Source organism: Acetobacter sp. P1H12_c, assembly GCF_018811975.1.
GTDB classification, from domain to species: domain Bacteria; phylum Pseudomonadota; class Alphaproteobacteria; order Acetobacterales; family Acetobacteraceae; genus Acetobacter; species Acetobacter persici.
On sequence record NZ_JACRVR010000002.1, the window covers coordinates 82,520 to 97,397 of the forward strand.

General features: G+C 57.5%; 17 protein-coding genes. 14 read left to right on the plus strand and 3 right to left on the minus strand.

The features are described 5' to 3' along the window. Positions 1-58: 58 nt before the first annotated feature. Both KP699_RS03010 and KP699_RS03015 read right to left on the minus strand, forming a co-directional pair. Positions 59-853, minus strand: a complete 795-nt coding sequence (locus KP699_RS03010; protein WP_215761581.1) for an inositol monophosphatase family protein — start codon at positions 851-853, stop codon at positions 59-61. Next, entirely contained in the window at positions 850-1,368 is a 519-nt protein-coding gene (locus KP699_RS03015; protein ID WP_252346755.1) for a cytochrome c family protein, read from the minus strand. Before KP699_RS03015 ends, KP699_RS03010 begins: the two co-directional genes overlap by 4 nt. A 159-nt stretch (positions 1,369-1,527) precedes the next feature. On the opposite strand from KP699_RS03015, the gene KP699_RS03020 reads away from it, so the two are divergent. From KP699_RS03020 to smpB, 4 genes are read left to right on the plus strand one after another with little or no spacing between them, the layout of a single operon-like run. Beyond that, positions 1,528-2,262: a 3-deoxy-manno-octulosonate cytidylyltransferase gene (locus KP699_RS03020; protein ID WP_215761582.1), complete on the plus strand. Its 735-nt coding sequence runs from the start codon at positions 1,528-1,530 to the stop codon at positions 2,260-2,262. An 8-nt stretch (positions 2,263-2,270) separates the two neighbouring features. After that, on the plus strand, positions 2,271-3,167 hold the full coding sequence (locus tag KP699_RS03025; protein ID WP_212374392.1) for a prephenate dehydratase: 897 nt from the start codon (positions 2,271-2,273) through the stop codon (positions 3,165-3,167). Between the two features lie 10 nt (positions 3,168-3,177). Further along, positions 3,178-4,068 (plus strand): 4-hydroxy-tetrahydrodipicolinate synthase, encoded by an 891-nt coding sequence (gene dapA / locus KP699_RS03030; protein WP_215761583.1) that lies wholly within the window; start codon positions 3,178-3,180, stop codon positions 4,066-4,068. Positions 4,069-4,071: 3 nt separating this feature from the next. Then, positions 4,072-4,569: an SsrA-binding protein SmpB gene (gene smpB / locus KP699_RS03035; protein WP_025825118.1), complete on the plus strand. Its 498-nt coding sequence runs from the start codon at positions 4,072-4,074 to the stop codon at positions 4,567-4,569. Positions 4,570-4,690: 121 nt separating this feature from the next. Here the strand turns inward: smpB and KP699_RS16685 are convergent, their stop codons facing one another. Beyond that, positions 4,691-5,401, minus strand: a complete 711-nt coding sequence (locus KP699_RS16685) for a cold-shock protein (RefSeq protein ID WP_025825120.1) — start codon at positions 5,399-5,401, stop codon at positions 4,691-4,693. 309 nt (positions 5,402-5,710) lie between these two features. Here KP699_RS16685 and KP699_RS03045 point away from each other — a divergent pair, with 309 nt between their 5' ends. From KP699_RS03045 to mltG, 10 genes are all read left to right on the plus strand, one after another. Further along, complete coding sequence (locus tag KP699_RS03045; RefSeq protein ID WP_025825122.1) at positions 5,711-6,772, plus strand: lipid A deacylase LpxR family protein; 1,062 nt, start codon at positions 5,711-5,713, stop codon at positions 6,770-6,772. Positions 6,773-6,979: 207 nt separating this feature from the next. Continuing rightward, entirely contained in the window at positions 6,980-7,336 is a 357-nt protein-coding gene (locus KP699_RS03050; protein WP_025825125.1) for a hypothetical protein, read from the plus strand. Between the two features lie 238 nt (positions 7,337-7,574). After that, a complete protein-coding gene (locus KP699_RS03055; protein WP_215761584.1) occupies positions 7,575-8,324 on the plus strand; it encodes a glycine betaine ABC transporter substrate-binding protein in 750 nt (249 codons plus the stop codon). Between the two features lie 14 nt (positions 8,325-8,338). After that, positions 8,339-9,598, plus strand: a complete 1,260-nt coding sequence (locus tag KP699_RS03060; RefSeq protein WP_215761585.1) for a bifunctional 2-polyprenyl-6-hydroxyphenol methylase/3-demethylubiquinol 3-O-methyltransferase UbiG — start codon at positions 8,339-8,341, stop codon at positions 9,596-9,598. After that, a complete protein-coding gene (locus KP699_RS03065) occupies positions 9,595-10,140 on the plus strand; it encodes a YdcF family protein (RefSeq protein ID WP_215761586.1) in 546 nt (181 codons plus the stop codon). Before KP699_RS03060 ends, KP699_RS03065 begins: the two co-directional genes overlap by 4 nt. Before the next feature lie 111 nt (positions 10,141-10,251). Next, complete coding sequence (gene fabD / locus KP699_RS03070) at positions 10,252-11,196, plus strand: ACP S-malonyltransferase (protein WP_215761587.1); 945 nt, start codon at positions 10,252-10,254, stop codon at positions 11,194-11,196. Between the two features lie 19 nt (positions 11,197-11,215). Continuing rightward, positions 11,216-11,959 (plus strand): 3-oxoacyl-[acyl-carrier-protein] reductase, encoded by a 744-nt coding sequence (gene fabG / locus KP699_RS03075; protein ID WP_215761588.1) that lies wholly within the window; start codon positions 11,216-11,218, stop codon positions 11,957-11,959. A 272-nt stretch (positions 11,960-12,231) separates the two neighbouring features. After that, positions 12,232-12,471 (plus strand): acyl carrier protein, encoded by a 240-nt coding sequence (locus KP699_RS03080; RefSeq protein ID WP_215761589.1) that lies wholly within the window; start codon positions 12,232-12,234, stop codon positions 12,469-12,471. 83 nt (positions 12,472-12,554) lie between these two features. After that, a complete protein-coding gene (gene fabF, locus KP699_RS03085; protein WP_035373290.1) occupies positions 12,555-13,841 on the plus strand; it encodes a beta-ketoacyl-ACP synthase II in 1,287 nt (428 codons plus the stop codon). 11 nt (positions 13,842-13,852) lie between these two features. Next, positions 13,853-14,860 (plus strand): endolytic transglycosylase MltG, encoded by a 1,008-nt coding sequence (mltG, locus tag KP699_RS03090; RefSeq protein WP_215761590.1) that lies wholly within the window; start codon positions 13,853-13,855, stop codon positions 14,858-14,860. The last annotated feature ends 18 nt before the right edge of the window (positions 14,861-14,878 follow it).

Here is a 14,878-nt window from a genome sequence, read left to right on the forward strand (position 1 = left end):
GCAAAATGCGGTAAATTCATAGGTCTGACGCAGTGAATCGTTAAAATCAGTGTGCCTGTCAGTCATGCCCGGCAAGCGTACGCACGGCTTCGGCATGGAGTGCTGCATCGCCCGCAGCCAGCACCGTCCGGTCTCCATCCAGCCTCAGGGGGCTGCCGTCCCACGCTGTGATTTTCCCGCCAGCGCCTTCAATAACCGGCACCAGAGCCGCCCAGTCCCACGGGTTCATATCGCATTCTGCAATCAGATCGACCTGACCCAGCGCCAGCAACCCATAGGCATAGCAGTCTCCGCCCCATGTCATGCGTCTGGCACGGGCTTTCAGGGTTTTCCACCGCTCATGCGGAGCACTCTCCAGTATTTCAGGCGATGTGCAGGAGAGTTCCGCATCTGCCAAACGTGGGCAGGAGCGCGTGACAGGTGCCCCACCAAGAGGCGAGATAAAACGGGTGGGCTGTCCGGCCACACCAATCCAGCGTTCCTGCAGAACAGGCTGGTCAATCACGCCCAGCACAGGCTGGCCGTCCCGCAACAACGCAATCAGCGTGCCAAACAGGGGGCGTCCTGTCACAAAGGCGCGTGTACCATCTACCGGGTCCAGCAACCACCGATACCGGGCTGCGTCATTCGCAAGCCCGAATTCTTCCCCAAATACGCCATGCTCAGGCACGCGTTCAGCCAGAATAGCGCGCATGACGCGCTCAGCCGTCCGATCCGCAATCGTAACCGGGCTTTCATCCGCCTTGTCTGACACACTGATGCCACGCCGGAACCACGGCCGCACCACGCAGCGGGCTGCCTCAGCCATCATGGTGGCGACTTCCAGAAACGGTGTCAGATCATCATCACTCATGGCGTTACCTTTGGCTCAGGGGCAGGAGCGGGGGCGTCAGCATCCCCCAGTGTGTGCAGATACGCGATAATATCCGCCCGCTGGGCCGGGTCCTGCAAACCAACCAGAGACATCCGGGTGCCGGGCGCAAAGCGGGAAGGGGAGGTCAGCCAGTCTGACAGCGCCTGATCTGACCAGACATGCCCATGCTGCCCTTTAAGGGACTGAGAATACGAATAGCCTGAGAGCCCGGCAATCTGTCGCCCGGCAACACCCGCCAGATTAGGCCCCACACCGTCAGAGGCTCCGTCATTCACCGCATGGCAACTGGTGCAGACCTGATGCACAAGAGCATCCCCTCTCTCTACATCCGCATGCGCCATGAAGGGGGCGATCGGTTTATTCTCCAGACCGGGAAGAGAAAATGCAGGTTTTGCGGGAGCGGTGTGCGGCACAAAGGCTGCGCCCGCAGCATAACAGACCCAGACGCCAACTCCGGAAAGCAGAAAGGCCACCCCGAGCCGATTAAGAAACATGCTGTCCATACGAGAAGCCGGGTCCTCCGGTTGCGTTTGGCTCACGCCTTTCCTACACTGCGCGCCGCTTCCTGATAACAAAGGGCACCGTGCCGGTTTCGGCAGCGTTTTCACACTGTTTCCAAGGCTATATTCCGTGCCGTATTCCAGAGCAAGCTGATGATTTCCCCGCTTGTCATCATTCCCGCCCGGCTTGCCTCCACACGCCTGCCCGGCAAACCGCTGGCCGATATCGCGGGGCGCGCCATGATTCTGCGCGTGCTGGATGCGGCAATTGCTGCGGATGTGGGGCCTGTTGCGGTTGCTGCGGCGGATCAGGAAATTTGTGATGTCGTCACACAGGCAGGTGGCCGTGCGGTGCTGACAGACCCGGACCTTCCGTCTGGGTCCGACAGAGTCTGGCAGGCAGCACAAGCTCTGGACCCTGACGGCGTGCACGACGTGATTATCAACATGCAGGGTGATCTGCCTACCTTTGCACCGGATGATCTGCGTGCCGTGATGCGGATTATGCCTGACCCGACCTATGATATTGGCACGCTGGTCGCGCCTGTGCTGTCTGACGAGGAAAAAGACGCCTCTTCCGTCGTGAAGGTTGCCTGCCATTTTGAAACTGACACCATCTGCGCGCCGGCTCTGTATTTTTCCCGATCCGCGTTTCCCTGGGGTGAGGGAGCTTTATGGCATCATGTAGGGGTCTACGGCTGGCGACGGGGCGCTCTGAAACAGTTTGTCTCCCTGCCGGAATCCGGCCTTGAGCGACGGGAAAAACTGGAACAGCTTCGCGCTCTGGAAGCCGGAATGCGCATTGGCTGCACCCGTATTGAGACCGCCCCCTTCGGCGTGGACACCCCGGCGGATCTGGACCGGGCCCGGCAGTATTTTAAGGCATGACACACGCAATGACCGACAAGATCATCGCCTTTCAGGGCTCTCTGGGAGCTTATTCCGACCTTGCGTGCCGCACCGTCAAACCCGGCTGGCGCACACTGCCCTGCAAGACCTTTGCCGGAGCTATAGAGGCCGTCCATACGGGGCGCGCAGACCTCGCCATGCTGGCGTGTGAAAACAGTCTAGCGGGGCGTGTGCCGGACATTCATACGCTATTGCCAGCGTCCGGCCTCCACATTGTCGGGGAGCATTTCCAGCGGATTGAGCATTGCCTGCTGGGTGTCCCCGGAGCAACGCTTGCAGACATAAAGCGGGTCCACACGCACCCCGTAGCCATGGGGCAGATCTGCAACCTGCTGCGTGATCGCGGTCTGACACCTGTGACGGAGTTTGACACCGCAGGCGCTGCGGAACTGGTCGCGCTGTGGGGGAAAAAAGAAGAAGCCGCCGTCGCGTCCGAACTGGCAGCGGAGCTCAACGGGCTGGAAGTTCTGCTGAAAAATGTGGAAGATGCGAAACACAACACAACGCGCTTCTATATTGCATCCCGGACGGCTGAGCGGCCACCCTGCGGTACCCCGCATGTGATGACGACGCTGATTTTCAACGTCAAAAACATTCCCGGTGCACTTTATAAAGTGCTGGGAGGCTTTGCGACCAACGGTCTGAACATGACCCGGCTGGAAAGCTACATGACAGGCGGAAGTTTTGCTGCAACCCGCTTTCTGATGGACGTAGAAGGCCATCCGGAAGAAGACCGGCTTGGCAAAGCGTTGTCAGAACTTGAATTTTTTGCCGAGAACGCCGAAATTCTGGGCGTATACACGCAGTCGCCGTTCCGGCGGCACATGACCAGCACATCCTCTGAAGACCAGACTTCAGGGATTGCAGACGCCATTTCGGGATAGACGACAGCTCATGTCAGACACACGCTTTACAGGCTCCATCACCGCTCTGATTACCCCCATGAACCGGGATGGCAGTCTGGACTTCACATCTTTTGAACATCTGGTGAACTGGCAGATTGAAGAAGGAACGTCCGCCCTCTGCGCCATGGGAACAACGGGGGAAAGCCCGACCCTGTCACATCAGGAACATCACGAGGTTATTGAACGCGCCATCAAGGTCTCTGCTGGCCGCGCACCCGTAATCGCAGGCGCGGGCTCCAACAGCACCGCAGAAGCTGTTGATCTGGCCCGCCACGCTGAAAAAGCCGGAGCCTCTGCGGTTCTAGTCGTGACACCCTATTACAACAAGCCAACGCAGGAAGGCCTCTACCGGCACTTTATGGCGGTTGCGGATGCCATTTCCATTCCGGTCGTGCTCTATAATATTCCGGGCCGGTCGGTTGTTGAAATCAGCGTAGAAACGACCGCACGTCTGGCCCGCCACGCCAATATTATTGGCGTGAAGGATGCCACAGCCAATCTCCTGCGTCCGCTCCAGGTGCGTCGGGCCGTCAGCAAGCCATTCAATCAGTTGTCTGGTGAAGATGGTACGGCGGTCGCATTCCTCGCTGCCGGTGGAGATGGCTGCATCAGCGTCACCTCCAACATCGCCCCTGCGCTGTGTGCGCGCGTGCAGGCTGACTGGCAGACAGGCCGTGTGGCTGACGCCATTGCCGTGCAGGACAAACTCCTGCCGCTGCATGATGCACTGTTTTGTGAAAGCAATCCGGCGCCGGTCAAATACGCTGCAAGCCTTCTGGGCTTGGCCGGAGAAACATGCCGCCTTCCGCTCGCGCCCCTTACGGAGTCTTCACGCCAGCTTGTTAAGGCCGCGCTGGTTGATGCCGGACTGCTGAACTAAGTCATGGCGAAGAAACCCGCAAAGGCGACCATGATTTCTCATGGTATTGCCGCACAAAACCGCAAGGCACGCTTTAACTACACGATTACGGAAACCATTGAGGCGGGGATTGTCCTGAAAGGGGCTGAAGTCAAAAGCCTGCGTCTGGGAAGGGCGACAATTGCGGAAGCCTTCGCCGCAGAGCGCGACGGAGAACTTTGGCTGCTCAACAGCTATATCCCTGAATATCAGGGGGGCGTTCTGTCCCGTTTTGATACACGCGCCCCGCGTAAACTCCTGCTCCACAAGAAGCAGATTGAGAAATTTCTTGGCGCGGTGGCGCGGGAAGGGGCGACTCTGGTGCCTCTCGATATTCATTTCAACGCCCGTGGCTGCGCAAAAGTCACACTGGGGTTGGGTGAGGGCAAAAAAAGCGTTGATAAACGTCATGCCATAGCCGACCGTGACTGGCAGCGCGACAAGGCGAGGCTGCTTCGCAACAAAGGCCGCGGAGACTACTAACCTCCAGCCTTTCTCAGCCCGCCATGTTCCGATTATTTCAGTATTTGCCAAGCAAGATTGCAGGCATAAAAAAACCCCGCACAAGGCGGGGTTTTCCTGTTTTATACGGTGAGTATAAAACTTAGTCTGCGTCGATTGCAGCGGCTTCCGGACCTTTCTGGCCCTGAACAACGCGCACATTCGTCACCTGACCTTCGTTGAGGCTGGCAAGACCAGACCGCTCAAGAGCAGAAGCGTGAACAAAGATGTCTTTGCCGCCGCCATCAGGCGTGATGAAGCCAAAGCCTTTGGTCGCGTTGTACCATTTTACGGTACCACGAACTTCTTCAGCAGAGGACAGATCCGGAGCCGGACGGGGGGCGCGGCCACCAAAGCCACCAGCAGCGCGCGGTGCGCCACCAAAACCACCAGAGCGGGGACGTTCCGGCTGAGCCGTGCTTTCATCAACGGAAATGACTTCAGCAACCTGACGGCCCTTCGGACCCTGACCGATGCGCACGGACAGGGTAGCACCGGGGCTTACGCCATCGTGGCCAGCCTGAGACAGGGCATTGGCATGCAGGAATACATCGCCAGAACCATCGGACAGTTCAACAAAGCCGAAGCCTTTTTCGCTGTTGAACCATTTGACAGTCGCTCCGATTTCCGGACCGGAAGCGATAACCTGCGGGCCACCACCTCCTGCGGGTCTGCGCGGAGCATATCCGCCACGGTCACCACCGCCGCCGCCAAAAGCGGGACGTTCGCCATAGGAAGGCGTTGACATAAAATCATCGTCAAATCCGCCGCGGCGCGGAGAACGAGAGCTGCGGTCGGTCCTGTTACTTCTCAACGGTCTTGATCCTGGAGCATGGAGAAGGCATTTGCTTCTCCAGATATTGAAAAACGGGTAAGGTGGTCTGCAACCACACCCAGTGATGACTTACCATACCGGCATTGTCGTCGCTATAGAAAAGCATGGAACTGATCCGGGTTTCATCTCTTTTCCGGACTATAACATTTTTGTGACACCCAGACCGGAAATACGGACCTCACCCCCTCTCCCGCAGGGCGGATGGCCGGAAATCAGGGTTTCTTGTTGCCGCGCAATCAACTAAAGAAAATAAAACTGACTCTGCATTGGCAGAACGAGAGGAAAGCTATGTCCGCCGTCATGAAATTACCCCACGTGAGGTATATTGCTGCCGCAACCCTTATGCTGGCTGGCACTGCTCTGGCCCCTCGCTCCGTTGCGCATGCAACGCCTTTGCAGGACAAGCAGGGCACATGGACTCTGCAAGGTGAGAACGATGCCGTTTCGACTCTGAAAGGCACATCTGACCAGTACTATACCAGTGGCCTGCGGCTGAACTGGACCTCTGGCACCGATACGCTTCCCACCCCCATAGCTGCCATTAACAAGGCCATCTGGGGCAATGGGGTGCAGCGCATCAGCATGGGTCTCCAGCAGATGATCTTCACCCCGCGTGACACCCAGTCTTCCAGCCCGTGGGGGGCTGGCCAGCAGCAGTCAAGCCTGCTGCGTGACCGGCCTTATTCCAGCCTTCTGCTGGGCACCATCAACCTGATTAATGATACAGACACAACGCGAAGCGTGTTTGGTATTCAGGCAGGCGTCATGGGGCCTGCGGGCCTTGGCCGCCAGCTTCAGAACGGCTTCCATGGTGCGATCGGGGATACCAAAAATCAGGGTTGGCAACACCAGTTGCAGAATCAGCCTATTTTTCAGGTGCAGGGTGGGCGGACATGGCGTTTGCCGATTGTGGATCTTGGCCCCATTCAGTTTGATACGCTGCCCTCAGCCGCTGCCGCCATTGGCGACTACCAGATTTACGGCAAAATCAGCGATATGATCCGCTTCGGGCAGGGGCTGGACAGTGACTTTGGCACACCCACCATTCAGGCTGCGGGAACGGACGGAACGGACGCCTATAAAGCAACCCGACCCGTCGCATGGTACTTTTTTGGCGGCGTGACGGGTGAGGCCGTGGCGTATGATGCCTCTCTTGAAGGCAACACCATGCGCAGCAACTCCCTGCATGTGAACAAGAAGTGGGACGTGGGTGAAATTCACGCAGGTCTTGCCGTGATGTTCTACGGGCTTCGCGTCTCTTACAGCCAGGTCTGGCAGACTCAGCAGTTTGATGGTGCCAAATCAGGCCTGTTCAATTACGGGTCGCTCATGGTTTCAGCCAAGTTCTGATCCCGCCGACATAAAAACAGGCATATGCCCAATAAATAGGCGTTAACTTTCCGTAATTGTTCTTTTTTTGTGGTTTTTGCGCAACTTTATGAAGTTTCTGCCTCATTCTGAGGCGCAGAACCACGTTTTGTCTTGGCGTTAAGGAAATCGCCATTTTACATTTGACCTCAGAAAGACCTCTGGTGTTCGATGGAAATGGAACTTCTGATGCCGCGTAAGAATGATGCCCCGTCTGTCAGCAATGTCGTCCCGTTCCAGATGGAAATTCTGTCTGGCCACCGGGAATATCTCTCCCGCTGGCTGCATGCCGGACAGCCCATGGGCGTCTGTGATGCCGACATTTTTTCCGTTGAGCAGCGGCAGGCAGGGGTTTCTTCGGGCTACGTTCTGATCTGGGTTCGGGAAACACCAGACCCGGCCTACAAAGTCTATTCCCGCGGCAATAGCTGGGTTGTGATGGACGCTATCCGGGAAAATGTTCTGGGCCAGTTCCGCTCTTTTGCAGACGCACTGCACATGGTGCGTCCGGTCCTGCCGCGCCCCGAGAAAATAGTCGCCGCATAAGATGCATTGTGGCGTTACCGCGCCGCATTTTCTCTTCAGACACGGTCTTCTTCTGCAACACTCTGATGCGCGGCGTCAGAGTGTTTTTTATTGGCGTTTTTCCGGTTCCGCCCGTCCGTGAGAAAGACGCCGCGTGCCACAAGAAGAGCAGTAAAGCGATTTCAGGGATTGCACATCTGCGCTTCTCCTGCTGCAAGGTCTCAATAAGACCTGTAAGCCTGACGTTAAGGATGATGATATGACGACGATAACTCTCGCCCACCCCGACTCAACAGTGCATGAGGCGACAGCGGCGGCTATCATCCGGGTTCTTGAAGCCAATGATGTAGAGCCGGAGATTGTCATTGGGCCGAAATCGGCTCTGGCCGACATGCTTAAAAACGGTGAGATTGATCTCTATGTTTCCGCATGGTTGCCTGATGATGATTCCGATCTGCTCGCCCCCGGCGTCACCCCCCTCGGCAAGCTGTTTCAGCCCAGCGCATGCTGCTGCATTTCACGCGAGGACGGCGCGGTTGTCTCTCTGACAGACGTTGCACAGGCAGGGCCGGAACTGTCCCGGACCATCATCACCCCGGCGTCACTCCGCAAGCATGTTGAACAGATGCTCACGGATTACGCACTGGCAGACGCAGGCTTTACCCTTAAGGTCCTGCCGGATGAAGAAGCTCTTGCGTCCATAACGGCAGCCCTGAACAGTAAAGACTGCATCCTTATGCCGCTTGTTCAGCCCTGCTTCCTGTTCCATCAGGGAGGCTTTCGTATTCTGTCTGACCCCAAGGGCAGCATGGGCAAAGAGCAGGAAGCCTGTATGCTGATGCGCCCCGGCCTGACAGATGACATGGATCAGGACTTACAGGACGAACTGGATGAACTGATGCTGAGCACCAAAGTGATCAGCGCCATGGACTTTGCCATGCGCACAGAAGGTCTGACGGCGGATGAAGCCGCAGAATCCTGGCAGCGGGGCAAACTGCTGCCTCGCTAAAGGAGACACTGCGCATGACAAACCAGAACGGCTCCGACGCACGGGATACTGAACTGGCGGCACAGTATGAAGCCTATCCCTACCCAGAGCGTAATCCGCAGGATGAAGCCACACGGTTGCTGATTGGCAGCCCCAGCCATCTGCGTGAAATTGACTATTGGGTTTTTGGCGCACGTCGCCCCCGCAATCAGCCGCTCCGTGCCCTGATTGCCGGGTGCGGCACCGGGGATGGTGCAATCATGCTGGCGACCCAGATGGCGCGCGCGGGCAGGCCGGGGGAAGTCGTCTGTGTGGATCGCTCCCGCCATGCGCTGTCCATCGCGCAGGAGCGCGCCAAAGTTCGGGATCTCAGCAATATCCGGTTTGTGGAAGGGTCGCTGACAGACCTGCCGAACCTTGATCTCGGTCTGTTTGATTACATCGATTGCTGCGGCGTGCTGCACCACCTTCCGGACCCTGACACCGCGCTGGCGGGGCTGGAAACCGCTCTTGCTCCCGGCGGCGGCATGGGGCTGATGGTCTATGCGCCGTATGGCCGCACCGGCGTCTATATGCTGCAAGACGCTCTGGGGGAACTGGCTCCCTATGAGGAAGCACCCGCAACACGGCTCGACATGGCCAGACGCGTGATGCGCCATCTGCCTGCCACAGCATGGCTCAGGCAAAATGGGAATTTTGGAGACCATCTGAGCGGCGGAGATGCCGGGCTGTATGATCTGCTCCTGAACCCAAGAGACCGCGCTTATACCGTTGGCGCGTTTCTGGACCTGCTGGACGGGGCAGGGCTGGAAGCCTCCAGCCTGATGGAACCCGCCCGGTATGATCCGGCTCTTTTCCTTCCTGATCCCAGAATCCGGGCCCGCATTGCACAACTCCCGGCTCGGCAACAGGCCACGATTGCGGAATCTCTAACAGGAAACATGGCGACGCACGTTGCCTATGTTGTCCGCAAAGGCGCGCGCATTACGCCCCCAGATGCCTCCTCATTTGATGCCGTTCCGGTCATGCGTGAAATCCCCGGCATTGAACTGGCAAAACAAATGCGTGCCGACCACACACTGCCTTTCGCATTCGGGACGCTGGTTGTGCCTATCCCGTTACCACCACAGGCTCGGGGGCTTCTGCCTCTTATTGACGGGGAACGCACGGTGGGCGATCTGGCGGCCGTCCTCGCAACGCGCGGCGTTCCGGAAAACAAGTTCCGCACCGTCTGGCAGGAGACTTTTCAGACACTGGAACCCCTGAACCGCGTGCTGCTTCTGCCGCCTGCATGAGGCGGGGCGCGCCTTCAGGCAGGAGAGAGGAACAGCCAACTCTTCCAATTATTATTTTCGGAGCGGCTCTTCGTGCAGACGGAACGCCGTCTCCCGCCTTGCGGCACAGGGTGCAGGCCGCTGTGCGATTTGGAGCAAGGCAGCACAGACCGCTTTACCTTGTAACAGGTGGCGTTCCGCGTAACGGCGTGACGGAAGCCGCAGTCATGCGAGATCTGCTTCTGGCGGCCGGCGTTTCCTCAGAAAACATTATTGAAGACCCTGCCGCAACGGATACGTTCGATTCAGCTATCAACTGCACAAAAATTCTGGAAAAACAGGGATTTTCCGGTGCTACTATCGCCCTCAGCACCAGCACCTATCACCGGCCGCGCTGCCTTTTACTCATGCGTCTGGCGGGCTGGACGGTACAGGCTGTGCCTTTCCCATTCCCCGTAACCGGCCGGAACACAAAACTCCGCACACTCCTGCGCATCGGGCATGAACTGATAGCCTCCATGTGGGATGCTTTTCTGGTCATATGCTGGCGTATTGTGCGCTGAGCACGGGCGGCGTATCCTGACGGCCTCTCCTTTCAAACAGCACTCGATGAACTGCGTTTGATCTGATTTCAGCCTGACAGGCTTGAAGAACCTCTTGAAACAGTAGGTATTATGGCTGTTTACGCTTTTATCTTTCCGGGGCAGGGAAGCCAGTCCGTCGGTATGGGGGCAGAGCTTGCCGCCGCCTTTCCTTCAGCACGCGCCGTGTTTGAAGAAGTGGATGATGCGCTGGGTGAAAAACTCTCCCAAACTATTTTTGAAGGGCCGATGGAGGCTCTGACCATTACGGAAAACGCGCAACCGGCTCTGATGGCTGTGTCCATGGCCGTTCTCCGCGTTCTTGAAGAACAGGGCGGTCTGGATCTGGCTGGAAAAGTCACGCTGCTGGCCGGGCACTCACTGGGTGAGTATGCAGCTCTTGCTGCCGGTCGTGCATTTGGCGTTGCTGACGCCGCGCGTTTGCTGCGCACCCGTGGCCTTGCCATGCAGAAAGCCGTGCCGGCAGGTGAGGGCGGTATGGCGGCTCTGATCGGTGCCACTCTGGCCCAGACACAGGAAATCTGTGAAAAAGCCGGGCAGGGCGGTGTGCTGGAAATCGCCAATGATAACGGCGGTGGCCAGATTGTTATTTCCGGCACGATGGCCGCGATTGATAACGCAATCACGCTCGCTAAAGAGATGAAGATCAAACGCGCCGTGAAACTGCCCGTCTCAGCGCCGTTCCATTGCTCCCTGATGCGTCCGGCAGAAGACGTTATGGCTGAAGCTCTAGCAAAAGCAGATATCGCAGCCCCGATCATCCCCGTGATTGCCAATGTTACTGCCGACAAGGTGAGCGATCCGGATGCGATTCGTCAGGCCCTGACAAAACAGGTGACAGGCCGTGTCCGCTGGCGCGAAAGCGTGGAAGCCATGACAGGCATGGGTGTCGATACGTTTATTGAAATTGGTGCAGGAAAAGTGCTTTCAGGCCTTGTGCGCCGCATTGATCCGGAAGTTTCCACCAGCTCTGTCGGAACGCCCGCAGAGATCGAAACTCTTCTGAAATCCTTTTAAAACAACGGAATAAGAAATTATGTTCAGGCTTGATGGAAAAACCGCCCTTGTGACGGGTGCGTCCGGCGGTATTGGGCGTGCAATTGCCGCTGCCCTGCATGCTCAGGGTGCGACAGTCGTTCTGTCCGGCACGCGGGAAGCCGTGCTGCAGGAGCAGGTTGTAGAACTCGGCGGAGAGCGGGCGTTTTACGTCACCGCCAACCTCTCCGACGCCGCGGAAGCCGATGCTCTTGTTGGCAAGGCAGAAGAAGCAGCAGGCGCACCACTGGATATTCTGATCAACAACGCAGGCCTGACGCGGGACACACTGGCGCTGCGCATGAAGGATCAGGACTGGGATCAGGTTCTGAATGTCGACCTGTCTTCCCCCTTCCGTCTGTGCCGCGCCGCCCTGAAAGGCATGCTCCGCCGGCGTGCTGGCCGCATTGTGAACATTGCATCCGTTGTCGGCACGACTGGCAACGCCGGACAGGCCAACTATTCCGCAGCCAAGGCCGGAATGGTCGGCATGAGCAAATCTCTGGCGCAGGAAGCCGGTTCCCGCGGCGTGACAGTCAACGTCGTCGCCCCCGGCTTTATTGTGACACCCATGACGGATGTTCTGCCGGACGCACAGAAAGATAAACTGACCAGCGCCATTCCGCTTGGCCGCCTTGGCAAACCGGAAGATGTCGCCTCGGCCGTTCTGTATCTGTGTTCGGAAGAGGCCGGGTGGGTTACAGGCTCAACGCTGCATGTTAATGGCGGCATGGCTATGGTATAAACACGGCCGGGACGCTATTGCTTCAACAGGTCGTGCAAATTGTTTCCGGATGTGGCAGACAGGCTCGGCAAATGAGCCGGATGCAGGTATCCGGAACACACCAGAACGGTTCATGTTGGCGTGAGCCGGAAAAACGTGCTAAGCGCCCGCAACCCTGTTGCACAGGAGAGGAGAGAGCGACATGCTCAACCTGACCCGCAACAGGCAAACTGGCAGACTTAAGCGCCTAGATAACTTGCCCGCTTTACAGGGCACATAGGAAGCAGAGACAGATGAGCGAAATCGCTGACAAGGTTAAGAAAATTGTGGTCGAGCATCTCGGCGTTGAAGAAAGCAAGGTTACGCCGGAAGCGTCGTTCATCGACGATCTGGGCGCAGACAGCCTTGATACCGTTGAACTCGTGATGGCTTTTGAAGAAGCTTTCAACGTCGAGATTCCGGAAGACGCTGCTGAGAAGATCGCCACGGTTAAAGACGCGATTGACTACATCGAGAAGCAGAAAACCGCCTGATTCAGGCCGTTATTTTTGCGGACTAACAGAAGGTCCCTCACTCCTTGAGGGGCCATACAGATTCAAGCGGGGAGCGGGCTGGTTTGTTGCAGTCGGCCGGAGCAAATTCGGGCCGGAGACGCGTCGTCGTCACCGGTATGGGCATGGTGGGTCCTCTGGGCCTCGGTGTCGAAAACGTATGGTCACGTCTGATCGCAGGGGAAAGCGGGATTGGTCGAATCACGCATTTTGACCCCAGCGATCTGCCTGCGCAGGTTGCCGGACAGGTGCCGGAAGGACCGACTTCTGAAGGAAAGCTGACGCTTTCTGACTGGGTCTCGGTCAAAGACCAGCGCAAGATGGACCGTTTCATTCATATGGGACTGGTCGCAGCGACTGAAGCTGTGGAGGATTCCGGCTGGAAACCTCAGACTGAAGAAGAAAAATGCGCCACAGGTGTGATGATTGGCTCGGGCATTGGTGGTCTCCAGACCATTTATGACGCCTCCATCACGGTGCATGAAGGGCGTGCAAAACGTCTCTCCCCCTTCTTCATTCCATCAGCCCTCATCAATCTTGTCTCCGGGCATGTGTCCATCAAATACGGTTTTCAGGGGCCTAACCATTCTGTGGTGACAGCCTGTGCAACCGGTGTGCATGCCATTGGTGACGCCGCACGGCTCATCATGTTCGGGGATGCCGATGTAATGGTGGCAGGTGGCGCAGAAGCTACTGTCTGCCCGCTGGGAATTGCCGGGTTCTGCTCCGCCAGAGCGCTTTCAACCGGGTTTAATGCAACACCGGAAAAAGCCTCTCGCCCGTGGGACAAAGACCGTGACGGTTTTGTCATGGGGGAAGGCTCCGGTGTGGTCGTGCTCGAAGAGTACGAACATGCCAAGGCCCGTGGCGCCAAGATCTACGCGGAAATCGTAGGGTATGGCATGTCCGGGGATGCCTACCACATTACGGCACCGGCAGAAGGGCATTACGGGGCATTTCGCGCCATGCGCTCAGCTTTGAAAAGCGCTGGCGTTACACCGGCAGATATCGGCTACGTCAACGCCCACGGCACTTCCACAATGGCGGACGACCTTGAGCTTGAAGCTGTCGAGCGTCTGTTTGGGGATGATGCCCGCACGCTGGCAATGTCTTCTACCAAATCCGCCACCGGACATCTGCTGGGTGCTGCGGGGGCGATTGAAGCCATTTTCTGCATGCTTGCCATCCGTGACAACGTGGCACCTCCCACGCTTAACCTTGATAACCCGTCACGCGAAAGCGTGATTGACCGGGTCGCGCATACAGCGCAGCAGCGGCAGATTAATGTTGCTCTGTCCAACAGCTTCGGCTTTGGCGGCACAAATGCCAGTCTGGTTGTGCGCGGCGTCTGATACAGGACGATATGCGCAGGTTCTTATCGGTCGTGTTCCTTCTGCTCCTTCTGGGAGCAGGGGGAACCACCCTTAAAGCATGGTTTGATTATAAAAATCCGGGGCCACTCGCTCAGGAAACCGATGTTGTCATTCCGCATGGCGACTATCTCAGCACAATTCATACCTTACAGCAGGCTGGAGTTCTTCACTCCGGGTTCTGGACAGAACGCCTTTCTCTAGCCGCTGTGCTGCTGACCCGCAAAGACGGCCAGTTGCATGCCGCGGAACTGCATTTCCCGGCCTTTGTCTCCATGCAAGAGGCTTTGCGTATTCTGCGCCACGGCCGTCCGGTTCTGCACAGGCTGACCATTCCGGAAGGGCTGACAGCGCATCAGATTCAGGCCTTGCTTCAATCCGCCCCTTTTCTGACAGACGATGCCCCGTTGCCGCCTGAAGGCAGCATCATGCCAGAAACCTATAGTTATTTGCGGAATACCAGCAGGCAGAAGATGCTGGGACGCATGCAGACCGCCATGACAAAAGCAGTTCAGACACTGTGGGAGAAACGCACTCCGGTGCCGGAAATTCCTGATGAACAGGCATTTGTGACGCTGGCTTCTCTGGTGGAAAAAGAAACCGCTCTTCCTGCTGAGCGGTCACTTGTGGCACGGGTCTTCATCAACCGCCTGCAACAGGGGATGAAGCTGCAAACGGACCCGACAGTGATTTATGCCCTGACGAACGGGGCCTCTCCCCTGGGCAGGCCGCTGACACATTCGGACCTTCAGATCACCAGTCCGTACAACACCTACGCCAACGCAGGCCTCCCACCGGGGCCAATCTGCTCACCCGGCCTCTCCTCGCTGGAGGCCGTGGCGCACCCGGCAAGCGGAACCATGTTGTATTTTGTGGCGAACGGGCAGGGAGGCCATAATTTTGCGGCCAGCCTCGCTGAACATAATAAAAATGTGCAGATTTTTCGGCAAAAAAACAGGCGGATCACGTCCTCACGCCCCGGCAATAGGGGCACGAGGTAACGTTATAGAAGGCGCGAT